Origin of the sequence: Streptomyces sp. DvalAA-43, assembly GCF_900091725.1 — a bacterium.
Lineage (GTDB): Bacteria > Actinomycetota > Actinomycetes > Streptomycetales > Streptomycetaceae > Streptomyces > Streptomyces pulveraceus.
The window spans coordinates 21,450-48,027 of record NZ_FMBW01000052.1; the positions used below are offsets into that span (position 1 = coordinate 21,450).

Genomic DNA, 26,578 nt, shown 5'->3' on the forward strand with positions numbered 1-26,578 from the left:
CGAGAGAGCAGAGCAACACGATGAGCCGATCCGCACACCCCGCCGGGCCCCGTCACGCCGACGTGATGACGGAGGGGCACTACACCGCCCCGCCCGCCGACCTCAACGCCCTGGACGGGAAGGTCTGGGCCCGTACCGTCACCCGCGACGAGGACGGCACGGTCACCGTCGGCGGGATCGAAGTGACGCGGCTGGCCGAGGAGTTCGGCACCCCCGCCTACTTCCTCGACGAGAGCGACTTCCGGGCCCGCTGCCGCGCCTGGGCCGACGCCTTCGGACGCGACGCCGACGTCTTCTACGCGGGCAAGGCCTTCCTGTCGCGCGCCGTCGTGCGCTGGCTCCAGGAGGAGGGGCTCAACCTCGACGTCTGCTCCGGCGGCGAGCTGACCACCGCACTGGACGCCGGGATGCCCGCCGAGCGCATCGCCTTCCACGGCAACAACAAGACCGTCGCGGAGATCGAGCGCGCGGTCACCGTCGGCGTCGGGCGGATCGTGCTCGACTCCTTCCAGGAGATCGCCCGGGTCGCGCACATCGCGCAGCGGCTCGGCAAGCGACAGCGCGTACAGATCCGGGTGACCGTCGGCGTCGAGGCGCACACCCACGAGTTCATCGCCACCGCGCACGAGGACCAGAAGTTCGGGATCGCGCTGGCCGGAGGACAGGCCGCCGAGGCCGTGCGCCGGGCGCTCACCCTCGACGGCCTCGAACTCACCGGCATCCACTCGCACATCGGCTCGCAGATCTTCGACATGGCCGGCTTCGAGGTGTCCGCCCGGCGCGTGGTGCAGCTGCTCGCCGAGGTGCGCGACGAGCACGGGGTGGAGCTGCCCGAGATCGACCTGGGCGGCGGCCTCGGCATCGCGTACACCTCCGAGGACGACCCGCGCGAGCCGCACGAGATCGCCAAGGCGCTCGGCGACATCGTGACCCGCGAGTGCGAGGCCGCCGGGCTCGCCACCCCGCGGATCTCCGTCGAGCCGGGGCGCGCCATCGTCGGCCCGACCGCCTTCACGCTGTACGAGGTCGGCACCATCAAGCCCCTGGAGGGGCTGCGTACGTACGTCAGCGTCGACGGCGGCATGTCGGACAACATCCGCACCGCGCTGTACGACGCCGAGTACACCGTCGCGCTCGTCTCGCGCACCTCCGACGCCGAGCCGATGCTCGTCCGGGTCGTCGGCAAGCACTGCGAGAGCGGCGACATCGTGGTCAAGGACGCGTTCCTGCCGTCCGACCTCGCCCCCGGCGACCTGATCGCCGTGCCCGCCACCGGCGCGTACTGCCGCTCCATGGCGAGCAACTACAACCACGCCCTGCGCCCGCCGGTCGTCGCCGTGCGGGACGGTGGGGCGCGTGTCATCGTCAGGCGCGAGACGGAGGAAGATCTCCTGCGTCTCGATGTCGGCTGATGAAATACATATCTCAGGATCCGGACGAGTGGCAGAATCCCCCGTCCGGTGAGTGAGACTGGTCCACACATCAGATGTAAAGGAAACGAGGTCGGATGATGCGTACGCGTCCGCTGAAGGTGGCGCTGCTGGGCTGTGGAGTGGTCGGCTCAGAGGTGGCGCGCATCATGACGACGCACGCCGACGACCTCGCCGCGCGCATCGGCGCGCCGGTCGAGCTCGCCGGTGTCGCCGTGCGCCGGCCCTCCAAGGTGCGCGAGGGCATCGACCCCGCGCTGATCACCACCGATGCGACGGCCCTGGTCAAACGGGGCGACATCGACGTCGTCATCGAGGTCATCGGGGGCATCGAGCCCGCCCGCACGCTCATCACCACCGCCTTCGAGCACGGCGCGAGCGTCGTCTCCGCCAACAAGGCGCTGCTCGCCGAGGACGGCGCGGCACTGCACGCCGCCGCCGAGCAGCACGGCCGGGACCTCTACTACGAGGCCGCCGTGGCCGGTGCCATCCCGCTGGTACGGCCGCTGCGCGAGTCCCTCGCCGGTGACAAGGTCAACCGGGTCCTCGGCATCGTGAACGGCACGACCAACTTCATCCTCGACAAGATGGACACCAGCGGAGCCGGGTACTCCGAGGCGCTCGACGAGGCCACCGCCCTCGGGTACGCCGAGGCCGACCCGACCGCCGACGTCGAGGGCTTCGACGCCGCGGCCAAGGCCGCCATCCTCGCCGGCATCGCCTTCCACACCCGGGTGCGGATCGGCGATGTGCACCGTGAGGGCATCACCGAGGTCACCGCCGCCGACATCGCGTCCGCCCGCCGCATGGGCTGCACCGTCAAGCTCCTCGCCATCTGCGAGCGCGCCGCCGACGGGCGGTCGGTCACCGCCCGGGTGCACCCGGCGATGATCCCGCTGAGCCACCCGCTGGCCTCCGTCCGCGAGGCGTACAACGCGGTCTTCGTCGAGGCCGAGGCGGCCGGACAGCTCATGTTCTACGGCCCCGGCGCCGGTGGCTCGCCGACCGCGTCCGCGGTCCTCGGCGACCTGGTCGCGGTCTGCCGCAACAAACTCAACGGGGCCACCGGTCCCGGCGAGTCCGCGTACACGCGTCTGCCGGTCAGCCCCATGGGCGACGTGGTCACGCGGTACCACATCAGTCTCGACGTGGCCGACAAGCCTGGCGTACTCGCCCAGGTCGCGACGGTCTTCGCCGAGAAGGGCGTATCGATCGATACCGTCCGCCAGCAGGGCAAGGACGGCGAGGCATCGCTCGTCGTCGTCACCCACCGCGCGTCCGACGCCGCCCTCTCGGCGACCGTCGAGGCGCTGCGCAAGCTCGACACCGTGCGCGGTGTCGCCAGCATCATGCGTGTTGAAGGGGAGTAAGGACCCATGACCAGCAAGGGCACCCACCAGTGGCGCGGCATCATCGAGGAGTACCGGGACCGCCTTCCGGTCACGAGCACGACGCCGGTCGTCACGCTTCGTGAGGGCGGTACGCCGCTCGTCCCCGCTCAGGTCCTCTCCGAGCGCACGGGCTGCGAGGTGCACCTCAAGGTCGAGGGCGCCAACCCGACCGGTTCCTTCAAGGACCGCGGCATGACGATGGCCATCACCCGGGCCAAGGAGGAGGGTGCGAAGGCCGTCATCTGCGCCTCCACCGGCAACACCTCCGCCTCCGCCGCCGCGTACGCGGTGCGGGCCGGCATGGTCTGCGCCGTCCTCGTGCCGCAGGGCAAGATCGCGCTCGGCAAGATGGGCCAGGCGCTGGTGCACGGCGCCAAGATCCTCCAGGTCGACGGCAACTTCGACGACTGCCTGACGCTGGCCCGCTCGCTCTCGGACAACTACCCGGTGGCGCTGGTCAATTCGGTCAACCCGGCGCGTATCGAGGGCCAGAAGACCGCCGCGTTCGAGATCGTCGACGCGCTCGGCGACGCCCCGGACATCCATGTCCTCCCGGTCGGCAACGCGGGCAACATCACCGCGTACTGGAAGGGGTACAAGGAGTACGCGGGGGACAGCATGTCCACGCACACCCCGCGCATGTGGGGCTTCCAGGCCTCCGGCTCCGCGCCCATCGTGCGCGGCGAGATCGTCAAGGACCCGTCGACCATCGCCACCGCCATCCGGATCGGCAACCCGGCCTCCTGGCAGTACGCGCTGGACGCCCGGGACGAATCGGGCGGTTTCATCGATGAGGTGACGGACCGGCAGATCCTGTCCGCCTACCGGCTGTTGGCCTCCCAGGAGGGCGTCTTCGTCGAGCCCGCCTCGGCCGCCTCCGTCGCGGGCCTGCTGAAGGCCGCCGAGGAGGGCAAGGTCGACCCCGGCCAGAAGATCGTCTGTACGGTCACCGGCAATGGGCTCAAGGACCCCGACTGGGCCGTCGCGGGCGCACCGCAGCCGGTCACGGTCCCGGTCGACGCGGCCACCGCCGCGCAGAAGCTGGGCCTGGTCTGAGGCCCGTCCGGCGGATCGGCGCCGGACAGGCAGTGGTGCCTTCCCCGATCGACCGGACCGGTCCGGTCGATCGGGGAAGAACCCAGCTCAACCGCCCCATTCCGGGGCGGAGAGCGCATCGGCGGTGTGCGACACGCATCGTGCGCCTCCCGTGCGCCCTATGTCGCCACAGAACCTTCCTTCGATAAGCTGTACCCAACCCGCCCCGCCGCATCTGCCGCGGTGCATGGGCCGTTGTGGCCGTCGGGTTCCCCGGAATTCCACTCCCCGTCACCACGACCTCCCGCCACCACGGAGAAACCGCTTCACCACCCCCCCCGCTGCCACACAAGGAGAGTCGTCCAACCGATGGCCGGTCCCGCCTTCCGAGCCGCCGCCGTCCGGGTGCGCGTCCCTGCGACCAGCGCCAACCTGGGCCCGGGTTTCGACGCCTTCGGCCTGTCGCTGGGGCTGTACGACGACGTCGTCGTCCGCGTCGCCGACTCCGGACTGCACATCGACATCGCGGGTGAGGGCGCCGACACGCTGCCCCGCGACGAGAGCCACCTCCTCGTACGTTCCCTGCGCACGGCCTTCGACCTGCTCGGCGGACAGCCCCGGGGTCTGGAGATCGTCTGCGCCAACCGCATCCCGCACGGACGCGGCCTCGGCTCGTCCTCCGCCGCCATCTGTGCCGGCATCGTCGCCGCCCGCGCCGTGACGACCGGCGGTGACGCCCGGCTCGACGAGGCGGCGCTGCTGGAGCTGGCCACCGAGATCGAGGGCCACCCCGACAATGTCGCGGCCTGTCTGCTCGGCGGCTTCACTCTGGCGTGGATGGACGGCGGTTCCGCGCGCGCGATCAGGATGGACCCCGCACAGTCCATCGTTCCGGTGGTTTTCGTACCCGGCAAGCCGGTCCTCACCGAGACCGCGCGGGGACTGCTCCCGCGGTCGGTTCCGCATGTCGACGCCGCCTTCAACGCCGGCCGTGCCGCACTGCTCGTCGAGGCCCTGACCAGGCGTCCCGAGCTGCTGCTCACCGCCACCGAGGACCGGCTGCACCAGGAGTACCGCGGACCGGCGATGCCCGAGAGCGTGGAACTCGTCAACCGACTGCGCGCGGACGGCGTCCCCGCGGTCATCTCCGGTGCCGGGCCGACCGTGCTCGCACTGGCCGAGGACGGTGCGGCCGACAAGGTCGCACAGCTGGCGGGCGAGGGGTGGGCGGCCAATCGCCTCGCCCTCGACGCCCCGGGCGCGAGTGTGCTGCCGCTCGTCCCGTAGCCGAGAAGTGATTGCCGGTGAGTGAGAGGGGGAATGTTTGTTGGAGCCGGTAGTGTTAACCTCAAGTCTGCAACCGACGTCTATGTGGCGCGTTGCTTCGTGTCCCTTTCCGGGACCACCAATTCTTCCGGGAGCCTCCCCAACTGCCTGAGCAGCCTGCCTGAGCAGTTTCGTGCACGCTCCGGAACCGGCACGACACCCCTCGCTTGTCCAGGAGTGGGCCGAGCAGGGGGATGCTCGCGCCGGGCCCTTGCACACCTTCATCTCTCCGCCGTACCCGGCGGACCACCGCCCCGGCACGGTCCGCAAGAAAAAGACCGCAGTCGGACAGCACAACCGGTCGCCGAGCCAGAAGGCCGACGTCCGCTCCAGGGAAGGACCCTTCGTGAGCGACACCACCGATCTGATGGGCGTGACTGCCGACAAGAACGTCGACAGCGCCGCGCCCGCCGAAGGTGCTGCCACTGGCACCACCGCACGGCGCCGCCGCTCCGGCACCGGCCTTGACGGCATGGTCCTGGCCGAGCTGCAGCAGGTCGCGTCCGGCCTCGGCATCAAGGGCACTGCGCGGATGCGCAAGGGCCAGCTGATCGAGGTCATCAAGGAGGCGCAGGCCGGTAGCTCCGCCGCGCCCAAGGCCGCAGCGCCCGCCGCCACGGCCGAGACCAAGCCGAAGCGCCGCGCCACCTCCAAGGCCCGCACCGGGGACGAGACCGCGGCCGCCGCACCCGCCGAGAAGGCCGCGGCCCAGCAGCAGATCGACATTCCCGGCCAGCCGGCCAGCGACGACCAGCCCGCGGGCGAGCGCCGTCGGCGCCGTGCCACCGCGCAGGCGGGCAGCCCGGAGAGCAAGGCGGAGACCAAGCCCGCCGAGGCCAGGACGGAGACGCAGGCCGAGCCCAAGGGCGACGACCGCGCCGACGCCAAGGCCGAGGCCGCCGCCGATACGGCCGAGGGCCGCCGCGGCGACCGCCAGGACCGCGGTCAGCGCGGCGAGCGGGGCGACCGCCAGGAGCGCGGGGAGCGCCGCGACCGTCAGCGCGACCGCCGGGGCAAGGGCGACGAGCAGGGCGGTGGCCAGCGCCAGCAGCGCCAGGGCCAGGGTCAGGGCCAGGGTCAGGGGCAGAGCCAGGGCCAGCAGGGCGGCGGCCCGCAGGACGACGGGTACGACGACGAGGCGGGCGGCCGTCGCGGCCGTCGTGGCCGCTACCGCGACCGCCGTGGCCGCCGTGGCCGCGAGGACTTCGCCAGCGAGGTCCCGGTCTCCGACGACGACGTCCTGATCCCCGTCGCGGGCATCCTGGACATCCTCGACAACTACGCGTTCATCCGGACCTCCGGCTACCTGCCGGGCCCGAACGACGTGTACGTCTCGCTCGCCCAGGTCCGCAAGAACGGCCTGCGCAAGGGTGACCACGTCACCGGTGCGGTGCGCCAGCCCAAGGACGGCGAGCGCCGGGAGAAGTTCAACGCCCTGGTCCGCCTCGACTCGGTGAACGGCATGGCGCCCGAAACCGGCCGCGGCCGCCCGGAGTTCCAGAAGCTGACCCCGCTCTACCCCCAGGACCGGCTCCGCCTGGAGACCGACTCCAACGTCCTGACGACGCGGATCATCGACCTGGTCGCTCCCATCGGCAAGGGCCAGCGAGGCCTGATCGTGGCCCCGCCGAAGACCGGTAAGACCATGATCCTCCAGGCGATCGCCAACGCGATCACGGTCAACAGCCCCGAGTGCCACCTGATGGTCGTCCTGGTCGACGAGCGTCCGGAAGAGGTCACCGACATGCAGCGGTCGGTGAAGGGCGAGGTCATCTCCTCGACCTTCGACCGTCCCGCCGAGGACCACACCACCGTCGCCGAGCTGGCCATCGAGCGCGCCAAGCGTCTCGTCGAGCTGGGTCACGACGTGGTCGTCCTGCTGGACTCCATCACCCGCCTCGGCCGTGCGTACAACCTCGCGGCCCCCGCCTCCGGCCGCATCCTGTCCGGTGGTGTCGACTCGACCGCGCTGTACCCGCCGAAGCGCTTCTTCGGTGCCGCGCGCAACATCGAGGACGGCGGTTCGCTGACCATCCTGGCCACCGCGCTCGTCGAGACCGGCTCGCGCATGGACGAGGTGATCTTCGAGGAGTTCAAGGGCACCGGCAACATGGAGCTCAAGCTCGACCGGAAGCTCTCGGACAAGCGCATCTTCCCGGCGGTGGACGTCGACGCGTCCAGCACCCGCAAGGAGGAAATCCTCCTGGGCAGCGACGAGTTGGCGATCGTCTGGAAGCTGCGCCGAGTGCTGCACGCGCTCGACCAGCAGCAGGCGATCGAGCTCCTCCTGGACCGGATGAAGAAGACCCAGTCCAACGCGGAGTTCCTGCTCCAGATCCAGAAGACGACGCCGGCCCCGGGCAACGGCAACGACTGACGTCGCACCCGACCGGCTGGATCACAGGGCCGCCCCCGTCACTTCGGTGACGGGGGCGGCCCTGTGCGTGCACCCGGCGCGTACGGCGCGGCCGAACCGAGACCTTTGCCACATGCCGGACGTGCCGCCGATGGCCCGGTGATGCCTGTAACGGTCAAGAAACCGCAGGTGAGCGCCGGATCACCGGCTGTTCATCCGAGCTCGATGTCCGTTTCGTCCTCACGCGGAAACAACAGGTGGCTGTGCAACCCTTCTTGATGCCACGGCGTCGTACGCAGTACCGACAAGTCGACGTTCCAGTGCCCGAACACCGCTGGGGGTAGCCGGGGAAAGCCGACGACCGAAGGAGACCCATGACCGAGCAGAACGGGAGCGGCGGCCGAATACGCCCCACCGGCAAGCGCCGGAAGAAGCCCTCCCGTCGTCGCAGGGCGACGGTGATCGCGGCCTGGACCCTGGCCGGGGCCGTGGTCGTCGGCGGTGCCGGACTGGGATACGCCTACGTCAAGCTCAACGGCAATCTCAAGGCCGTCGACATCAACGCCGCGCTCGGCAAGAACCGCCCCGACAACGTCGACAACGGCTCCCAGGACATCCTCGTGCTCGGCTCGGACTCCCGGTCCGGCGCGAACTCCGCGTACGGCACCGACGACGGCGCGGCCCGCTCCGACACCGCGATGGTCCTGCACATCAACAAGGGCCACCGGACGGCCTCCGTCGTCTCCATCCCGCGCGACACCCTGGTCACCCGCCCCGAGTGCACCAGCGACACCACGGGGAAGCCCGTCGCCGCCGAGCAGCGCGCGATGTTCAACACGGCGTACGAGGTCGGCGGACCGGCCTGTGCGGTCAAGACCGTCGAGGCCATGTCGGGCATCCGCATGGACCACTACCTCGAAGTCGACTTCACCGGCTTCAAGAAGCTCATCGACGAGCTGGGCGGCGTGAAGATCACCACCACCCAGGCGATCGACGACCCCAAGAGCCATCTGAAGCTCGAACCCGGCACCCACACCCTCGACGGAGAGCAGTCGCTGGGCCTCGTCCGTACCCGCAAGAGCGTCGGCGACGGCAGTGACCTCGGCCGCATCCAGCTCCAGCAGGCGTTCATCAAGGCGCTGATGGAACAGGTCAAGCACGTCGGGGTGTTCTCGAACCCGAAGAAGCTGTACGACCTCGCGGACACGGCCACCAAGGCCGTCACCACCGACTCCGACCTCGGCTCGGTCACCGAACTCACCTCCTTCGCCAACGGCCTCAAGGGGCTCGGCTCGAAGAACGTCCACATGGTCACGCTCCCCGTGGAGTACGACCCCGCCGACCCGAACCGCGTCGTACCGCTGGAATCCGCAGCCCAGCAGGTGTGGAGCGCGCTCAAGCAGGACAAGGCGATCCCCGCCTCCGCCACCGAGAAGTCGGCGGGCGACAAGGGCGCCGCGGGCGGCGTCGTACGGTGACCGGACGGGCCGGGAATAGTTGCGGCCCGCCCCCGGTTTTGGGAGATACGGCCGGTCCTGGCAGACTGGTACGTCGGCCCCGGTTCACGGACGCGCAATCCGTGCGTACGACCCGGCGCCCTCCCGAACCTAGGAGAAACCCTTGAAGCGCGACATCCACCCCGAGTACGTCGAGACGCAGGTCAGCTGCACCTGTGGCGCGTCGTTCACGACCCGGAGCACCATCGACGGCGGCACCATCCGCGCCGACGTCTGCTCCGAGTGCCACCCGTTCTACACGGGCAAGCAGAAGATCCTCGACACCGGTGGCCGTGTGGCCCGCTTCGAGGCCCGCTTCGGCAAGGCTGCCGGCTCCGCCAGCAAGTAGCGAGCCACTGCGCCGGTTCCTGGCGCCCTCTTCCGGGGGCGTCGGGACCGGCGTTTTTTCCGGCCGGGGGTGCGCGGCCCCGTTTCCGTACCCCCGCCGGGCCGGCATCACGCCGTCCAGCAGGCACGCCCGAGTGAAGAAATCAGGAGCCCGAAGATGTTCGAGGCGGTCGAGGAACTGATCGGCGAACAGGCCGATCTGGAGAAGAAGCTCGCGGACCCGGCGGTCCACGCCGACCAGGCCAACGCGCGCAAGCTCAACAAGCGCTACGCCGAGCTGACCCCGATCGTCGCGACGTACCGCTCCTGGAAGCAGGCCGGGGACGACATCGGGACGGCCCGCGAGTTCGCCGCCGACGACCCCGACTTCGCCGCCGAGGTCAAGGAGCTGGAGAAGCAGCGCGAGGAGCTCACCGAGAAGCTCCGCCTGCTCCTGGTCCCGCGCGACCCCAGCGACGACAAGGACGTGCTCCTGGAGATCAAGGCGGGCGCGGGCGGCGACGAGTCGGCCCTGTTCGCCGGCGATCTGCTGCGCATGTACCTGCGCTACGCCGAGCGCGTCGGCTGGAAGACCGAGATCATCGACTCCACCGAGTCCGAGCTCGGCGGCTACAAGGACGTCCAGGTCGCCGTGAAGACCAAGGGCGGCAACGGCGCCACCGAGCCCGGCCAGGGCGTGTGGGCCCGGCTGAAGTACGAGGGCGGCGTGCACCGCGTGCAGCGGGTGCCGTCCACCGAGTCGCAGGGCCGCATCCACACCTCCGCCGCCGGTGTGCTCGTCACGCCCGAGGCCGAGGAGGTCGATGTCGAGATCCACGCCAACGACCTGCGCATCGACGTCTACCGCTCCTCGGGCCCCGGCGGCCAGTCCGTCAACACCACGGACTCGGCGGTCCGCATCACCCACCTGCCGACCGGCGTCGTCGCCTCCTGCCAGAACGAGAAGAGCCAGCTCCAGAACAAGGAACAGGCCATGCGCATCCTGCGTTCGCGGCTGCTCGCCGCCGCCCAGGAGGCCGCCGAGCAGGAGGCGTCGGACGTACGGCGCAGCCAGGTGCGCACCGTCGACCGTTCCGAGAAGATCCGTACCTACAACTTCCCGGAAAACCGCATCTCGGACCACCGCGTCGGCTTCAAGGCGTACAACTTGGACCAGGTGCTCGACGGCGACCTGGATTCCGTGATCCAGGCGTGCGTCGACGCCGACTCCGCCGCCAAGCTCGCCAACGCGTGAGCCAAGCCCGCCCCGCCCGTAAACCGTACGGAGAACCGCGATGAACCTGCTGCTCGCCGAGGTGGCCCAGGCCACCCAGCGGCTGGCCGACGCCGGTGTGCCCTCGCCGCGATTCGACGCGGAGGAACTCGCCGCGTTCGTGCACGGCGTCAAGCGGGGCGAGCTGCACCGGGTGCCGGACGCGGAGTTCGACGCCCGCTACTGGGAGGCCATCGCCCGCCGCGAGGCCCGCGAACCGCTCCAGCACATCACCGGCCGCGCCTTCTTCCGCTACCTGGAGCTCCAGGTCGGACCCGGTGTCTTCGTCCCCCGCCCGGAGACCGAGTCGGTCGTCGGCTGGGCGATAGACGCGGTGCGCGCGATGGACGTGGTCGAGCCGGTCGTCGTCGACCTGTGCAGCGGATCGGGCGCCATCGCGCTGGCCATGGCCCAGGAGGTGCCCCGCTCGCGGGTGCACGCCGTCGAGCTCTCCGACGACGCCATCGAGTGGACCCGGAAGAACGCCGACGGATCCAGGGTCACCGTCCACCAGGGAGACGCGCTGACCGCCCTCCCCGAGCTGGACGGCCAGGTCGACCTGGTCATCTCCAACCCCCCGTACATCCCGCTCACCGAGTGGGAGTACGTGGCACCCGAGGCCCGCGACCACGACCCGGAGATGGCCCTCTTCTCCGGCGAGGACGGCCTCGACACCATCCGCGGCATCGAACGCACCGCACACCGCCTGCTGCGCCCCGGTGGCCTCGTCGTCATCGAGCACGCCGACACCCAGGGCGGCCAGGTGCCGTGGATCTTCACCGAGGAGCGCGGCTGGGCGGACGCGGCCGACCACCCCGACCTGAACAACCGGCCGCGGTTCGCCACGGCCCGCAAGGCCATGCCGTGACCGGCGGCCACCACCCGCACGACCCGTACCCGCCATACCCGTACACGCTTGAGGAGGCCGGCTGATGGCACGGCGATACGACTGCAACGACGCGACCGACCGTACGACGGGTCTGCGTGAGGCCGCGTCGGCCGTCCGCCGCGGCGAACTGGTCGTGCTGCCCACCGACACCGTGTACGGCATCGGCGCGGACGCCTTCAGTTCCGAGGGCGTCGCCGATCTGCTGGCCGCCAAGGGCCGCGGCCGCAACATGCCGACGCCCGTGCTGATCGGCTCCCCGAACACCCTGCACGGCCTGGTCACCGACTTCTCCGAGCAGGCCTGGGAGCTCGTCGACGCCTTCTGGCCCGGCGCCCTCACGCTCGTCGCCAAGCACCAGCCGTCGCTCCAGTGGGACCTCGGGGACACTCGCGGCACCGTCGCCATCCGGATGCCGCTGCACCCGGTCGCCATCGAGCTGCTCACGGAGGTCGGCCCGATGGGCGTCTCCAGCGCCAACCTCACCGGGCACCCGGCCCCCGAGGACTGCGACGCGGCCCAGGAGATGCTCGGCGACTCCGTCTCCGTCTACCTGGACGGCGGCCCGACGCCCGGCATCGTGCCCTCGTCGATCGTCGACGTGACCGGCAAGGTCCCCGTGCTGCTGCGGGCCGGCGCGCTCTCCGCCGAGGAGCTCCGCAAGGTGGTACCCGACCTCGAGGTGGCCAATTGACCGCCCCTGAGGGGCGTGGCATAACGGGGCGGTCCGACTCCTTCCGCATCCTCCACGTCAGCACCGGCAATGTCTGCCGCTCGCCGATCACCGAGCGGCTGACCCGCCATGCCCTGGTGGACCGCCTCGGCGATCCGCTCAGCGGCGGGCTGATCGTGGAGAGCGCGGGCACCTGGGGCCACGAGGGCGCCCCCATGGAGGCCAACGCCGAGACCGTCCTCGCCGACTTCGGCGCCGACACCACCGGCTTCGTCGGCCGGGAGCTGCTCGACGAGCACGTGATCCGCGCCGACCTGGTGCTCACCGCCACCCGCGACCACCGCGCGCAGGTGATCTCGATGGGGCACTCGGCCGGTCTGCGGACGTTCACCCTCAAGGAGTTCACCCGGCTGGTCCGGGCGATAGACCCCGCCACGCTGCCCGACCCGCTCGACGAGGGCGTCGTCGAGCGCGCCCGCGCGCTGGTCCGGGCCGCGGCCGCGCTGCGCGGCTGGTTGCTGGCCCCCACCGCCGAGGCGGACGAGGTGTTCGACCCGTACGGCGCCCCGATCACGTTCTTCCGCTCCATCGGCGACGAGATCAACCAGGCCCTCGACCCGGTCGTCACGGCCCTGACGGGCGTGCCCGCGCCGCACTGACGCGCACGCCGCCCGCGCCACTCCGACGGGCGTACGCACCGCCTGGGCAGAGGGGCCCAACGGGTGCATGACGGCGCCGTACAGCGGGCAGGAGGCCCCTTGCGGGCCTACATTGGAGCTGACGCCAGCGCCCCCTTCCCAGGCCCGGAGCCCATCGATGCCGGTCACCACGCCAGCCGCGCCGTTCTCCGCCCCCGGGACCGCCCTGCCGCAGGACTTCGACGCCCTGCTCCGGGAGGACCCGGAGATCGCCGCCGTGCTGCTGGGGGAGCTGCACCGCCAGTCCAGCACCCTTCAGCTGACCGCCGCCGAGAACTTCACCTCGCCCGCGGTCCTCGCCGCCCTCGGCTCACCCCTCGCCAACAAGTACGCCGAGGGCTATCCCGGAGCCCGCCACCACGGCGGCTGCGAGCAGGCGGATGCCGCCGAACGCATCGCCTGCCGTCGCGCCACCGCGCTCTTCGGCGCCGAGCACGCCAACGTCCAGGCCCACTCCGGCTCCTCCGCGGTCCTCGCCGCGTACGCCGCCCTGCTCCGCCCCGGTGACACGGTGCTGGCGATGGGACTCCCGTACGGGGGACACCTCACGCATGGTTCGCCCGCCAACTTCTCCGGCCGCTGGTTCGAGTTCATCGGCTACGGGGTGGACTCCGAGAGCGGCCTGATCGACTACGAGCAGGTGCGCGCACTGGCCCGCGCCCACCGCCCCAAGGCGATCGTGAGCGGCTCCATCTCGTACCCCCGCCACCCCGATCACGAGCTGTTCCGGGAGATCGCCGACGAGGTGGGCGCGTATCTCATCGCCGACTCCGCGCACCCGATGGGGCTGATCGCCGGGGGAGCGGCGCCGAATCCGGTGCCGTACGCCGATGTGGTCTGCGCGACCACGCACAAGGTGCTGCGCGGTCCGCGCGGCGGGATGATCCTGTGCGGCGCGGAGCTGGCGGAGCGGATCGACCGGGCGGTCTTCCCGTTCACCCAGGGCGGTGCGCAGATGCACACCGTCGCCGCGAAGGCGGTCGCGTTCGGCGAGGCGGCCACCCCGGCGTTCGCGGCGTACGCGCACCGGGTGGTCACCCATGCCCGGGTGCTGGCGGCCGGTCTGGAGGCGGAGGGCTTCGAGGTCACCACGGGCGGCACGGACACCCATCTGATCGTCGCGGACCCGGCCCCGCTGGGCGTCGACGGGCCCACCGCCCGCGCCCGGCTGGCGGCGGCGGGCCTGGTGCTGGACACCTGCGCGCTGCCGTACGGGGAGGCCCGGGGCATCAGGCTCGGTACCGCGGCCGTCACCACCCAGGGCATGGACGACGCCGACATGGCACGGCTGGCCGTGCTCTTCGGAACGGCCGTGCGGGAGGAGGACGACATCCGCGCGGAGGTGCGGGAGCTGGCAGAACGGCATCCGCCGTATCCGGCACAGGCGGGCCCGGCCTGATCCGGACGGAAGACCCTGGACGTCCGGTGTGGAACCGTTCGGTCCGTTCGCTGTGTCCTCGGTCATGAGGCCCATGCAGCGCGGCCGTCGCGGATGGCCGGACGGTTTAGGGTGTGGGCTGAGATGGCCGGCGAAAATCTATGGGGCAGCCCGTGCGTGATTACCTGCTGACGCTCTGTGTCACGGCCGCGGTGACCTATCTGCTGACCGGTCCGGTGCGTAAGTTCGCCATCGCGATCGGGGCGATGCCCGCGATCCGTGCGCGTGACGTCCACCGAGAACCCACACCGAGGCTCGGCGGCATCGCCATGTTCGGCGGGCTGTGCGCGGGGCTGATCGTCGCGGCCCACCTCCACAACCTCGACTGGGTCTTCCAGCTCTCCACCGAGCCGCGGGCCCTGCTCTCCGGCGCCGCGCTGATCTGGCTGATCGGTGTCCTGGACGACAAGTTCGAGATCGACGCCCTGATCAAGCTCGGCGGGCAGATGATCGCCGCCGCGGTCATGGTCATCCAGGGTCTGACGATCCTGTGGCTGCCGATCCCGGGCATCGGCACCGTCGCGCTCACCCAGTGGCAGGGCACGCTGCTCACGGTCGCCCTGGTCGTCATCACCATCAACGCGGTCAACTTCGTCGACGGTCTGGACGGTCTGGCGGCGGGCATGGTGTGCATCGCCGCCGCCGCGTTCTTCCTCTACACCTACCGGCTCTGGTACGGGCACATGATCGAGGCGGCGGCCCCGGCGACGCTCTTCATGGCGATCCTGATGGGCATGTGCCTGGGCTTCCTGCCGCACAACATGCATCCCGCGCGGATCTTCATGGGCGACTCGGGCTCGATGCTGATCGGCCTGGTGCTGGCGGCCGGGGCGATCTCGGTGACCGGCCGGGTCGACCCGGACACGATGAAGCTCTTCGCCGGGAGCGAGCGCGAGGTCACCCACGCGATGCTGCCGGTCTTCATCCCGCTGCTGCTGCCGCTGACGATCATCGCGGTCCCGGCCGCGGACCTGGTGCTGGCGATCGTGCGGCGGACGTGGAACGGGCAGTCGCCGTTCGCGGCGGACCGCGGACATCTGCACCACCGCCTGCTGGAGATCGGCCACTCGCACAGCAGGTCCGTGCTGATCATGTACTTCTGGTCGGCCCTGATCGCCTTCGGGGCGGTCGGCTACTCCGTGCACTCGACGTCCCTGTGGATCGTGATGGTGATCGTGGGGATGAGCACGCTGGGTCTCGTACTGCTGCTGATGCCCCGCTTCACCCCACGGGCGCCGCACTGGGCGGAACGCTTCGTACCGCCCCGCTACCGCCGCGGGCGGGACGGGGGAGGGGCTCCCGGGACGGCGGATGCGTCGGAGCCCGAGGCCCAACAGGGCCCGCCCGGAAGCCCGATGGGGCGGACGGGGCCCGAGTCGCAGGAGCGCACCCCGGTCGTCGTGGGCGTCTCCGGCGTCAACGGGGCGACTGCCATCGGCCCTCGTTCGCGTTTTTCGGACAGAGATCCGGCTGAATCCGCACGTTGAGAATTCGGGCACCAAGGGGCAATACCAGACAACATATTGAGTTGTCTTGCTCACATGCGCGAATTCACTCTCACGTGTGACTGTAAGCACACTTTCTTGGTAAAGACCTCATCAAATAGTTTGTGATACCGTTCACGAAGCCCGGTGACGGAGTTGAAGGACCTGAGTAGCACGGTCCATCGGCCCGAGGCATCGACTCGGACCGGGCCTACGCTCGTCCATGACGACACACTGCCCACCCCCTGCAAGCGGAGCTGCCGCCATGCCGTCCAACGACGTCCGGACTCTCCTTCAAGCCGCCGTACCCACCGCTGTCGCCGGCGCCGTAGCCGTCGCCGTCAGCGCTGGAGTCGCGGGCGGCAAGGGAGCCCTCGGCGCGGGCGTTGCGACGATCGTGGTGATTCTCTTCATGGGGATCGGACTGCTGGTCCTGCAACGGACCGCGCGGTCCCTGCCCCACCTGTTCCAGGCGATGGGGCTGATGCTTTATACGGCTCAGCTTCTCCTTCTGTTCATCTTTGTCGCCGCGTTCAAGAACACGACGATGTTCAACCCGAAGGCCTTCGCGATCACGCTGGTCGCGATGACCCTCGTGTGGATCGGCGCACAGACGCGTGCGCACATGAAGGCCAAGATCCTTTACGTCGAGCCCGAGTCCGACAAGGCGGAAAAGCCCAGGAACACGGGATCGAAGTCGTGAAGGGTAGGGGCGGGATAAGTGCAGGTTCAAGACCCTGCTATCGTCCGGTTCCAACTGCGGCACTGCGGGCGCGGGCATGTGAGCTGACGCCTGCTCGATCGCGAGGCTCAATGCCTGACTGCCGCTCACACATCCGTAACACCAGTCCAGTGCCGAACCGCGGCTGCGCGCCGCGCCGACACAACGAGGTTGCCGTACCTATGCGCCACGCTGAAGGAGCCCGCGGTGAGTGCTGACCCGACACAGGTGCTCGCCTTCGAGACCGATTGCCACATCTTCTCCGGTTGTGGTTTCCCGGGTCCTGGCTTGCACTCTTTCCTGTTCGAGCCGATCTTCGGTGACGCGGACAGCAACATCTACTTCAACAAGACGATGCTGCTGGCGCTCCTCGGTACGGTCATCATCGTCGGCTTCTTCTGGGCCGCCTTCCGTAAGCCGAAGGTCGTTCCGGGCAAGCTGCAGATGGTCGCCGAGGCCGGATACGACTTCGTCCGCCGCGGGATCGTCTACGAGACGCTCGGCAAGCGCGAGGGCGAGAAGTACGTCCCGCTGATGGTCTCGATCTTCTTCTTCGTGTGGATGATGAACCTCTGGTCGATCATCCCGCTCGCCCAGTTCCCGGTGACGTCGATCATCGCGTACCCGGCCGCTCTGGCGCTGATCGTCTACGTCCTCTGGATGAGCATCACGTTCAAGCGCCACGGCTTCGTCGGCGGCTTCAAGAACCTGACGGGCTACGACAAGTCGCTCGGCCCGGTGCTCCCGATGGTCATGGTCATCGAGTTCTTCTCGAACGTGATCGTCCGCCCGTTCACGCACGCGGTCCGACTCTTCGCGAACATGTTCGCCGGTCACACGCTGCTGCTGCTCTTCACCATCGCCAGCTGGTACCTGCTCAACGGCATCGGTATCGCCTACGCGGGCGTCTCGTTCGTGATGGTCATCGTGATGACGGCCTTCGAGCTCTTCATCCAGGCTGTTCAGGCGTACGTCTTCGTGCTCCTGGCGTGCAGCTTCATCCAGGGCGCTGTCGCCGAGCACCACTGATCGCGCCTCCCATACCCCCAGTCGTCCGGTGGCCAACCCCCACCGGTCCGTGAAAGAGAAGGAAGAACTGGCATGTCCCAGACCCTTGCCGCCGTCACCGGTTCCCTCAGCTCCGTCGGATACGGCCTGGCTGCCATCGGCCCCGGCGTCGGCGTCGGCATCATCTTCGGTAACGGCACGCAGGCCCTCGCCCGTCAGCCCGAGGCTGCCGGTCTGATCCGCGCCAACCAGATTCTCGGCTTCGCCTTCTGTGAGGCGCTCGCCCTCATCGGTCTGGTCATGCCGTTCGTCTACAGCTGACGAACCGCGACTAGTCCGTTCCGACGAAAGGCACTGATGTGAACCCCCTGGTTCAGCTCGCGGCCGAAGCCGAGGTGGAAAACCCCCTCATTCCGCCGATCCCTGAGCTCGTCATCGGTCTGATCGCCTTCGTCATCGTCTTCGGCTTCCTCGCCAAGAAGCTCCTCCCGAACATCAACAAGGTTCTGGAAGAGCGCCGCGAGGCCATCGAAGGCGGTATCGAAAAGGCCGATGCGGCCCAGACCGAGGCCCAGAGCGTTCTTGAGCAGTACAAGGCTCAGCTCGCCGAGGCCCGTCACGAGGCCGCGCGCCTGCGCCAGGAGGCGCAGGAGCAGGGCGTTGTGATCCTGCAGGAGATGCGGGCGGAAGGCCAGAGGCAGCGCGAGGAGATCATCGCTGCCGGTCACGCCCAGATCGAGGCCGACCGCAAGGCCGCGGCCTCCGCGCTGCGTCAGGACGTGGGCAAGCTCGCCACCGACCTGGCCGGCAAGCTCGTCGGCGAGTCCCTGGAGGACCACGCCCGGCAGAGCGGCACCGTCGACCGTTTCCTCGACGAGCTCGAGGCGAAGGCCGAGGCTGTCCGATGAACGGCGCGAGCCGCGAGGCACTGGCTGCCGCACGTGAGTCCCTCGACGCGCTGACCGACAACACGTCGGTCGACGCGGCGAAGCTCGCCGAGGAGCTGGCCGCCGTCACGGCGCTGCTCCAGCGCGAGGTCTCACTGCGGCGGGTCCTGACCGACCCGTCGCAGCCCGGCGAGGCCAGGGCGGAACTGGCCGGACGACTGCTGCGCGGTCAGGTGGGCGGCGAGGCCGTCGACCTGATCTCCGGCATGGTCCGCTCCCGCTGGTCGCAGTCGCGCGACCTGGTCGACTCGGTCGAGGAACTGGCGAACACCGCGGACCTCACCGCCGCCCAGCACGGCGGAGACCTCGACGACGTCGAGGACGAGCTGTTCCGGTTCGGCCGGATCGTGGCTTCCGACCCGGAGCTGCGCGCCGCGCTCACCGACCGGTCCGCGTCCGCGTCCGCCAAGGCACAGCTGCTGAGCAGCCTGCTCGGCGGCAAGGCACGGCCCGCCACCGAGCGCCTCGTCACGCGGCTTGTCACCCAGCCCCGTGGACGTAGCCTGGAAGAGGGACTGGAGTCCCTCTCCAAGCTGGCCGCGGACCGCCGGGAGCGCATGGTCGCCGTGGTCACCTCGGCGGTTCCGCTGAGCGACCGGCAGAAGCAGCGCCTCGGCGCCGCACTGGCGAAGATCTACGGCCGCCCGATGCACCTGAACCTCGACGTGGACCCCACGGTCCTCGGCGGGATCGCGGTGCGGGTCGGCGACGAGGTCATCGACGGCACCATCTCGGAGCGCCTCGAAGAGGCGACCCGGCGCATGGCCGGCTGACCGGCGCAACGCAGCAACAGAACAGAGCAAGACCAGCGGCCCGGTTGGGCCGTGCAGAAATTGCAGAAGATTCCTGGGGGTCGGCCCCCAGACCCCCTTAAGAAACTTCGGGCCCAACAAGGAGAGCAGGGAACCCAGATGGCGGAGCTCACGATCCGGCCGGAGGAGATCCGGGACGCGCTGGAGAACTTTGTCCAGTCGTACAAGCCGGACGCGGCCTCGCGCGAGGAGGTCGGTACGGTCAGCGTTGCCGGCGACGGCATCGCGAAGGTCGAGGGTCTTCCCTCGGCCATGGCGAACGAGCTGCTGAAGTTCGAGGACGGCACCCTCGGTCTCGCCCTCAACCTCGAGGAGCGCGAGATCGGTGCGATCGTCCTCGGCGAGTTCAGCGGCATCGAAGAGGGCCAGCCGGTGCAGCGCACCGGTGAGGTGCTCTCCGTCGGCGTCGGCGAGGGTTACCTCGGCCGCGTCGTCGACCCGCTCGGCAACCCGATCGACGGTCTCGGCGAGATCGCGACCGACAGCCGCCGCGCCCTCGAGCTGCAGGCCCCTGGCGTCATGGTCCGTAAGTCGGTGCACGAGCCGATGCAGACCGGCTACAAGGCCGTCGACGCCATGGTGCCGATCGGCCGCGGCCAGCGTCAGCTGATCATTGGTGACCGTCAGACGGGTAAGACCGCTCTGGCCGTCGACACGATCATCAACCAGCGCGACAACTGGCGCTCGGGCGACGTGAACAAGCAGGTGCGCTGCATCTACGTCGCCATCGGTCAGAAGGGCTCCACCATCGCCTCCGTGCGCGGTGCCCTCGAAGAGGCCGGCGCGCTGGAGTACACGACCATCGTCGCCGCCCCGGCGTCCGACCCGGCCGGCTTCAAGTACCTGGCGCCGTACACCGGTTCGGCCATCGGCCAGCACTGGATGTACCAGGGCAAGCACGTCCTGATCATCTTCGACGACCTCTCGAAGCAGGCCGACGCCTACCGCGCCGTGTCGCTTCTGCTGCGCCGTCCGCCGGGCCGCGAGGCCTACCCGGGCGACGTCTTCTACCTCCACTCGCGTCTGCTGGAGCGCTGCGCCAAGCTCTCCGACGACATGGGTGCCGGTTCGATGACGGGCCTCCCGATCGTCGAGACCAAGGCGAACGACGTGTCGGCGTTCATCCCGACCAACGTCATCTCCATCACCGACGGCCAGTGCTTCCTGGAGTCCGACCTGTTCAACGCCGGCCAGCGCCCGGCCCTGAACGTCGGTATCTCGGTCTCCCGTGTCGGTGGCTCCGCCCAGCACAAGGCGATGCGCCAGGTCTCCGGCCGTCTCCGTGTCGACCTCGCCCAGTACCGCGAGCTGGAGGCGTTCGCCGCCTTCGGTTCCGACCTGGACGCGGCCTCGAAGGCGTCGCTGGAGCGCGGTAAGCGCATGGTCGAGCTCCTGAAGCAGCCGCAGTACTCCCCGTACCCGGTCGAGGAGCAGGTCGTCTCCATCTGGGCCGGCACCACCGGCAAGATGGACGACGTCCCGGTCGAGGACATCCGTCGCTTCGAGAGCGAGCTGCTGGAGTACCTGCGCCGTGAGCGCAAGGACCTCCTGACCAGCATCGCCGAGGGCGCCAAGATGTCCGACGACACGCTGCAGTCGGTCGCCGACGCGGTCGCCGCCTTCAAGCAGCAGTTCGAGACCTCGGACGGCAAGCTCCTGGGCGAGGGCTGATCGATGGGCGCTCAGCTTCGCGTTTACAAGCGCCGCATTCGCTCCGTCACCGCCACGAAGAAGATCACCAAGGCGATGGAGATGATCGCCGCCTCGCGCATCGTCAAGGCGCAGCGCCAGGTGGCGGCGTCGACGCCGTACGCGACCGAGCTCACCCGTGCGGTGACCGCGGTGGCGACCGGCTCCACCACCAAGCACCCGCTGACCACCGAGGCCGAGGCCCCGGCACGGGCCGCGATCCTGCTCATCACGAGCGACCGCGGTCTGGCCGGCGGTTACTCCTCCAACGCCATCAAGGCCGCGGAGAAGCTGACCGAGCGGCTCCGGGGCGAGGGCAAGGAGGTCGTCACCTATGTGATCGGCCGCAAGGGTGTCGCCTACTACGGCTTCCGTGAGCGCAAGCTCGCGGATTCGTGGACGGGCTTCACCGACAGCCCGACGTACGCGGATGCGAAGCGGGCTGCGGCCCCGCTGATCGAAGCGGTCACCCAGGAGACCGCCGAGGGCGGCGTGGACGAGCTGCACATCGTCTTCACGGAGTTCGTGTCGATGATGACGCAGAACCCGGTCGACGACCGGATGCTGCCGCTCAGTCTCGATGCCACGAAGGACGAGGACGGCAAGGGCGAGATCCTGCCGCTGTTCGACTTCGAGCCGTCGGCGGAGGACGTCCTCGACGCCCTGCTTCCGCGGTACGTCGAGAGCCGGATCTACAACGCGCTGCTGCAGGCCGCTGCTTCCGAGCACGCCGCCCGCCGCCGCGCGATGAAGTCGGCCACCGACAACGCCGGTGAGCTCATCAAGACGCTCTCCCGGCTTGCCAACGCGGCCCGCCAGGCCGAAATCACCCAGGAAATCAGCGAGATCGTCGGTGGAGCCAGTGCGCTGGCCGACGCGACCGCGGGGAGTGACAAGTAATGACGACCACAGTTGAGACGGCCGTTGCCACGGGCCGCGTCGCCCGGGTCATCGGCCCGGTCGTCGACGTGGAGTTCCCCGTCGACGCGATGCCGGAGATCTACAACGCGCTGACTGTCCAGGTGGCCGACCCGGCCGAGGACGGCAAGCTCAAGATGCTGACCCTCGAAGTCGCCCAGCACCTCGGCGACGGCGTGGTCCGCGCGATCTCGATGCAGCCCACCGACGGTCTGGTCCGCCAGGCCGCGGTGACCGACACGGGCACCGGCATCACGGTCCCCGTCGGTGACATCACCAAGGGCAAGGTGTTCAACACCCTCGGCGAGATCCTGAACAAGCCCGAGGCGAACGCCGAGGTCACCGAGCGCTGGCCGATCCACCGCAAGGCGCCCAACTTCGACCAGCTCGAGTCGAAGACCGAGATGTTCGAGACCGGCGTCAAGGTCATCGACCTTCTCACCCCGTACGTCAAGGGTGGAAAGATCGGTCTGTTCGGTGGTGCCGGTGTCGGCAAGACCGTTCTGATCCAGGAAATGATCTACCGCGTGGCCAACAACCACGACGGTGTGTCGGTGTTCGCCGGTGTCGGTGAGCGCACCCGTGAGGGCAACGACCTCATCGAGGAAATGGCCGACTCGGGCGTCATCGACAAGACGGCGCTCGTCTTCGGTCAGATGGACGAGCCGCCGGGCACGCGTCTCCGCGTCGCGCTGGCCGGTCTGACCATGGCGGAGTACTTCCGCGATGTGCAGAAGCAGGACGTCCTCTTCTTCATCGACAACATCTTCCGGTACACCCAGGCCGGCTCCGAGGTGTCCACCCTGCTCGGCCGTATGCCGTCCGCGGTGGGTTACCAGCCGAACCTGGCCGACGAGATGGGTCTGCTGCAGGAGCGCATCACGTCGACCCGCGGTCACTCGATCACCTCGATGCAGGCGATCTACGTCCCCGCGGACGACCTGACCGACCCGGCCCCGGCCACCACGTTCGCCCACCTCGACGCGACGACGGTTCTCTCCCGTCCGATCTCCGAGAAGGGCATCTACCCGGCCGTGGACCCGCTGGACTCCACGTCCCGCATCCTGGACCCCCGTTACATCGCGGAGGACCACTACGCGGCCGCCATGCGTGTCAAGGGGATCCTCCAGAAGTACAAGGACCTCCAGGACATCATCGCGATCCTCGGTATCGACGAGCTGGGCGAGGAGGACAAGCTCGTTGTCCACCGTGCCCGTCGTGTCGAGCGCTTCCTGTCGCAGAACACCCACGTCGCCAAGCAGTTCACCGGCGTGGACGGTTCGGACGTTCCGCTCGACGAGTCGATCGCCGCGTTCAACTCGATCTGCGACGGTGAGTACGACCACTTCCCGGAGCAGGCGTTCTTCATGTGCGGTGGCATCGAGGACCTCAAGGCCAACGCCAAGGAGCTCGGCGTCTCCTGAGCCCATGGCTCACCGAGGGGGGCGGGTGTGTCCCGTCCCCCTCACCACGCCCCGTAGAATTGACCCAACACCCGGCTCGAACGGCCGGGTGGTGACCCGAGGAGCCACCCTTGGCTGCTGAGCTGCACGTCGAGCTGGTCGCCGCGGACCGCAGTGTCTGGTCCGGCGAGGCCACCCTGGTCGTCGCGCGCACCACGTCCGGCGACATCGGCGTCATGCCCGGTCACCAGCCGCTTCTGGGTGTGCTGGAATCGGGCCCGGTGACGATCCGTACGAGCGACGGCGCGACCGTGGTCGCCGCTGTGCACGGCGGTTTCATCTCGTTCGCGGACGACAAGCTCTCGCTGCTCGCGGAGATCGCGGAGCTGGCGGACGAGATCGATGTCCAGCGCGCCGAGCGTGCGTTGGAGCGTGCGAAGTCGGACACGGACGCCGCCTCCGAGCGGCGCGCCGATGTGCGACTGCGTGCGGTGGCGGTGCGCTAGCGCCCCGCGACCACGTAGCTTTACCCTCAGCCGCGGCCCGAGCTGGAGACCTCTCCAGACCGTGTCGCGGCTGAGGCGATGCAGGTGCGGTTGTAGTTCTGGCGGTATCCGTTACTCGACGACGCGAGGAGGTCGGTGGAGATGTTCCTCGCGCTGTGGGTGGGCGGGCTGGTCGTCGCACTGATTCTGGTGGGACTCTTCGTCTTCGGTCTGCGCCGGCGGCTGATTCAGCGCTCCGGGGGGACCTTCGACTGCAGTCTGCGCTGGGACGTTCCCGAGGAGCCCGATCTCTCGGGCAAGGGCTGGGTGTACGGGGTGGCCCGGTACAACGAGGACCAGATCGACTGGTTCCGGGTCTTCTCCTACGCTCCTCGGCCCCGCAGGGTCCTGGAGCGTTCCGCGATCGAGGTGGTCGCCCGGCGGCTGCCCGAGGGCGAGGAGGAGCTGGCGCTCCTGTCCGACGCCGTGGTGCTCGGCTGTCTCCACCGGGAGACCCGCCTGGAGCTTGCCATGAGCGAGGACGCGTTGACCGGTTTCCTCGCGTGGCTGGAGGCGGCGCCGCCCGGCCAGCGGGTCAACGTGGCGTAGCGGGCGCGGCCCGGCGAGCGTGGCTTGGCGGCCGCGTCGTAGCAAGGCAAGGAAAAACCGGGGAGACGGGGGGCGGACCCGTCTCCCCGGTTGCTTTCCGGGGTGGAGCGCGGTGCTGGTGGGGGGTTGGCTTCAGACCGCGGTGCCGTTTCGGACCGCGGGGGTTACTTCAGCCCGTTGTTGATGGCGCCGACGAGTTCGCCGTTGGCGGTGTCGCCGCTGAACTCCCAGAAGAACGCGCCTCCCAGGCCCTGGCTCTTGGCCCAGGTCATCTTGGACCCGATGGTGGCGGGGGTGTCGTAGCTCCACCAGTTGGTGCCGCAGTGGGCGTAGGCGGTGCCCGCGACGGTGCCGGTGGCCGGGCAGCTGTTCTTGAGGACCTTGTAGTCCTCGATGCCGGTCTCGTAGGTGCCGGGGGCGGCTCCGGTGGCGGTGCCGCCGGGTGCGTCCTGGGTGACGCCGGTCCAGCCGCGGCCGTAGAAGCCGATGCCGAGGAGCAGCTTCGAGGCGGGGACGCCCTGGGCCTTGAGCTTGGCGATGGCGTCGGCGGAGTTGAAGCCGGCCTTCGGGATGCCGTTGTACGAGTTCAGCGGGGAGTGCGGGGCGGTCGGGCCCTTGGCGTCCCAGGCGCCGAAGAAGTCGTACGTCATCACGTTGTACCAGTCCAGGGACTGGGCGGCGCCCGCGTAGTCGGCGGCGTCGATCTTGCCGCCGTCGGAGGCGTCGGCGGTGATGGCGGCGGTCACCAGGTTGTTGCTGCCGAACTTGGCGCGGAGGGCCGAGGTGATGGCCTTCAGCGCGTTCGGGCCGCTGGTGTCACAGGTCAGACCGCAGGCGTTGGGGTACTCCCAGTCGACGTCGATGCCGTCGAAGACATCGGCCCAGCGCGGGTCCTCCACCAGCTTGTAGCAGGAGTCGGCGAACGCGGCCGGGTTCTTCGCGGCCTCACCGAAGCCGCCGGACCAGGTCCAGCCGCCGAACGACCACAGGACCTTGATGTGCGGGTACTTCGCCTTGAGCTTGCGCAGCTGGTTGAAGCTGCCGCGCAGCGGCTGGTCCCAGGTGTCGGCGACGCCGTCGACGGACTTGTCGGCGGTGTACGCCATGTCGTAGTCGGCGTAGGAGTCACCGATCGCGCACTTGCCGCCGGTGACGTTGCCGAAGGCGTAGTTGATGTGCGTGATCTTCGCGGCGGAACCCGAGGTGTCCAGGTTCTTGACGTGGTAGTTCCGGCCGTAGACGCCCCAGTCGGTGAAGTAACCGAGGTTGACCTTGCCGCCGGTGCCGGGGTCGGGGTTGCCGCCACCGCCGGTGGTGCGGACCTTGACCGCGCCGCTGACCGGACCGGTCTGGCCGGCGGTGTCACGGGCCTGCACGGTGTACGAGTAGTCGGTGCCGGCCTTGAGACCGGAGTCGGTGTACGTCGTACCGGTGACGGTCGAGACGACCGTGCCGTCCCGCAGCACGTCGTAGTTCTTGATGCCGTTGTCGTCGGTCGCGGCGGTCCAGCTCAGCTTGGCCGAGGTGTCGGTGACGGCGCTCGCGGTGGGGGTGCCCGGTGCCGAGGGGGCGTTGTCGCCGGGGACGCTGCCGCCGTCGCAGGAGGCGCCGTTCAGCTTGCAGCCGGCGGGGGCGCCGGGGCCGGTCCCGTTGAAGCCGAAGCTGACGGAGGCGCCGGGGGCGACCGAGCCGTTCCAGCCGAGGTTCTTGGCGGTCCAGTGGGTGCCGGAGCTGGTGACGGTGGCGTCCCAGGCGGAGCCGACCGCGGTGCCGGAGGGGAAGTCCCACTCGATGGTCCAGGAGGACAGGGCGGTGGCGCCGGTGTTCTTGACCGTCCACTGGCCCTCGAAGCCGCTGCCCCAGTCGGACTTCTTGACGAAGGAGGCGGTCGCCGAGGTGGCGGCCTCGGCGGGGGAGGCCAGGCCGACCATCGCGGCGAGGGGAAGCAGCAGCGCCGTGAGTCCGGCGACCGCTCTGGATCTGGTGGCTCTTCCGGACCCGAGTCTGAATCGGGTCCGGCGTAGGGGGGTTTCAGTGCTCAACGGTGCTCCTCGGGTGAGGTCCGGACAAACGGGGGTGGTCCGTGGACTGCAAACCCTGCGCCGCCCTGAGCACCCCTTGTCATGGCGTGCTCACCGCAGTGTGCTCGGTGAGATTAGGAAGGTCTGGACCA

The 26,578-nt window shown here is 69.4% G+C and carries 24 protein-coding genes; 23 read left to right on the forward strand and 1 reads right to left on the reverse strand.

Annotated elements, in window-relative coordinates:
- Positions 1–20 precede the first annotated feature (20 nt).
- The 23 genes from lysA (at position 21) to GA0115234_RS21300 (ending at position 24,405) form a co-directional block, all read left to right on the forward strand.
- Positions 21–1,412, forward strand: a complete 1,392-nt coding sequence (gene lysA / locus GA0115234_RS21190) for a diaminopimelate decarboxylase (protein WP_093543971.1) — start codon at positions 21–23, stop codon at positions 1,410–1,412.
- A 98-nt stretch (positions 1,413–1,510) separates the two neighbouring features.
- Positions 1,511–2,800 (forward strand): homoserine dehydrogenase, encoded by a 1,290-nt coding sequence (locus GA0115234_RS21195; protein ID WP_093544184.1) that lies wholly within the window; start codon positions 1,511–1,513, stop codon positions 2,798–2,800.
- Positions 2,801–2,806: 6 nt separating this feature from the next.
- Entirely contained in the window at positions 2,807–3,877 is a 1,071-nt protein-coding gene (gene thrC / locus GA0115234_RS21200; RefSeq protein WP_093543973.1) for a threonine synthase, read from the forward strand.
- A gap of 348 nt (positions 3,878–4,225) precedes the next feature.
- Positions 4,226–5,143 carry a homoserine kinase gene (gene thrB, locus GA0115234_RS21205; protein ID WP_093543975.1) on the forward strand — a complete coding sequence of 306 codons (918 nt, stop codon included), beginning with the start codon at positions 4,226–4,228 and terminating at the stop codon, positions 5,141–5,143.
- Positions 5,144–5,528: 385 nt separating this feature from the next.
- The gene (gene rho / locus GA0115234_RS21210) at positions 5,529–7,559 is read left to right on the forward strand and encodes a transcription termination factor Rho (RefSeq protein ID WP_093544186.1); all 2,031 of its coding nucleotides are present in this window, start codon (positions 5,529–5,531) and stop codon (positions 7,557–7,559) included.
- 353 nt (positions 7,560–7,912) lie between these two features.
- Positions 7,913–9,016 (forward strand): LCP family protein, encoded by a 1,104-nt coding sequence (locus GA0115234_RS21215; RefSeq protein WP_093543977.1) that lies wholly within the window; start codon positions 7,913–7,915, stop codon positions 9,014–9,016.
- 142 nt (positions 9,017–9,158) lie between these two features.
- Entirely contained in the window at positions 9,159–9,383 is a 225-nt protein-coding gene (gene rpmE, locus GA0115234_RS21220) for a 50S ribosomal protein L31 (protein WP_019764351.1), read from the forward strand.
- Between the two features lie 156 nt (positions 9,384–9,539).
- A complete protein-coding gene (prfA, locus tag GA0115234_RS21225; RefSeq protein WP_093543979.1) occupies positions 9,540–10,616 on the forward strand; it encodes a peptide chain release factor 1 in 1,077 nt (358 codons plus the stop codon).
- 40 nt (positions 10,617–10,656) lie between these two features.
- Positions 10,657–11,502 carry a peptide chain release factor N(5)-glutamine methyltransferase gene (gene prmC, locus GA0115234_RS21230; RefSeq protein WP_093543981.1) on the forward strand — a complete coding sequence of 282 codons (846 nt, stop codon included), beginning with the start codon at positions 10,657–10,659 and terminating at the stop codon, positions 11,500–11,502.
- 64 nt (positions 11,503–11,566) lie between these two features.
- The gene (locus tag GA0115234_RS21235; protein ID WP_093543983.1) at positions 11,567–12,214 is read left to right on the forward strand and encodes an L-threonylcarbamoyladenylate synthase; all 648 of its coding nucleotides are present in this window, start codon (positions 11,567–11,569) and stop codon (positions 12,212–12,214) included.
- Positions 12,211–12,852 carry an arsenate reductase/protein-tyrosine-phosphatase family protein gene (locus GA0115234_RS21240; protein WP_093543985.1) on the forward strand — a complete coding sequence of 214 codons (642 nt, stop codon included), beginning with the start codon at positions 12,211–12,213 and terminating at the stop codon, positions 12,850–12,852. Before GA0115234_RS21235 ends, GA0115234_RS21240 begins: the two co-directional genes overlap by 4 nt.
- A 157-nt stretch (positions 12,853–13,009) precedes the next feature.
- Entirely contained in the window at positions 13,010–14,290 is a 1,281-nt protein-coding gene (gene glyA, locus GA0115234_RS21245; RefSeq protein WP_093543987.1) for a serine hydroxymethyltransferase, read from the forward strand.
- Between the two features lie 140 nt (positions 14,291–14,430).
- Complete coding sequence (locus GA0115234_RS21250; RefSeq protein WP_093543989.1) at positions 14,431–15,816, forward strand: MraY family glycosyltransferase; 1,386 nt, start codon at positions 14,431–14,433, stop codon at positions 15,814–15,816.
- A 262-nt stretch (positions 15,817–16,078) separates the two neighbouring features.
- Positions 16,079–16,516 carry a hypothetical protein gene (locus tag GA0115234_RS21255; protein ID WP_093543991.1) on the forward strand — a complete coding sequence of 146 codons (438 nt, stop codon included), beginning with the start codon at positions 16,079–16,081 and terminating at the stop codon, positions 16,514–16,516.
- Positions 16,517–16,726: 210 nt separating this feature from the next.
- Entirely contained in the window at positions 16,727–17,563 is an 837-nt protein-coding gene (atpB, locus tag GA0115234_RS21260) for a F0F1 ATP synthase subunit A (RefSeq protein WP_161275629.1), read from the forward strand.
- A gap of 72 nt (positions 17,564–17,635) precedes the next feature.
- Positions 17,636–17,863 carry an ATP synthase F0 subunit C gene (gene atpE, locus GA0115234_RS21265; protein ID WP_030386954.1) on the forward strand — a complete coding sequence of 76 codons (228 nt, stop codon included), beginning with the start codon at positions 17,636–17,638 and terminating at the stop codon, positions 17,861–17,863.
- 38 nt (positions 17,864–17,901) lie between these two features.
- The gene (locus GA0115234_RS21270; RefSeq protein WP_093543995.1) at positions 17,902–18,450 is read left to right on the forward strand and encodes a F0F1 ATP synthase subunit B; all 549 of its coding nucleotides are present in this window, start codon (positions 17,902–17,904) and stop codon (positions 18,448–18,450) included.
- Positions 18,447–19,262, forward strand: a complete 816-nt coding sequence (locus GA0115234_RS21275) for a F0F1 ATP synthase subunit delta (protein ID WP_093543997.1) — start codon at positions 18,447–18,449, stop codon at positions 19,260–19,262. The genes GA0115234_RS21270 and GA0115234_RS21275 overlap by 4 nt, the downstream gene beginning before the upstream one ends.
- A gap of 138 nt (positions 19,263–19,400) precedes the next feature.
- Positions 19,401–20,972 carry a F0F1 ATP synthase subunit alpha gene (gene atpA / locus GA0115234_RS21280; RefSeq protein ID WP_093543999.1) on the forward strand — a complete coding sequence of 524 codons (1,572 nt, stop codon included), beginning with the start codon at positions 19,401–19,403 and terminating at the stop codon, positions 20,970–20,972.
- A 3-nt stretch (positions 20,973–20,975) separates the two neighbouring features.
- On the forward strand, positions 20,976–21,890 hold the full coding sequence (locus GA0115234_RS21285) for a F0F1 ATP synthase subunit gamma (protein ID WP_093544001.1): 915 nt from the start codon (positions 20,976–20,978) through the stop codon (positions 21,888–21,890).
- Positions 21,890–23,332 carry a F0F1 ATP synthase subunit beta gene (gene atpD, locus GA0115234_RS21290; protein ID WP_093544003.1) on the forward strand — a complete coding sequence of 481 codons (1,443 nt, stop codon included), beginning with the start codon at positions 21,890–21,892 and terminating at the stop codon, positions 23,330–23,332. Before GA0115234_RS21285 ends, atpD begins: the two co-directional genes overlap by 1 nt.
- 110 nt (positions 23,333–23,442) lie before the next feature.
- A complete protein-coding gene (locus GA0115234_RS21295) occupies positions 23,443–23,817 on the forward strand; it encodes a F0F1 ATP synthase subunit epsilon (protein WP_093544005.1) in 375 nt (124 codons plus the stop codon).
- Between the two features lie 141 nt (positions 23,818–23,958).
- On the forward strand, positions 23,959–24,405 hold the full coding sequence (locus tag GA0115234_RS21300) for a DUF2550 domain-containing protein (RefSeq protein ID WP_093544006.1): 447 nt from the start codon (positions 23,959–23,961) through the stop codon (positions 24,403–24,405).
- Positions 24,406–24,569: 164 nt separating this feature from the next.
- Here GA0115234_RS21300 and GA0115234_RS21305 read toward each other — a convergent pair whose 3' ends face one another.
- On the reverse strand, positions 24,570–26,447 hold the full coding sequence (locus tag GA0115234_RS21305) for a glycoside hydrolase family 18 chitinase (RefSeq protein ID WP_093544008.1): 1,878 nt from the start codon (positions 26,445–26,447) through the stop codon (positions 24,570–24,572).
- Positions 26,448–26,578 lie beyond the last annotated feature (131 nt).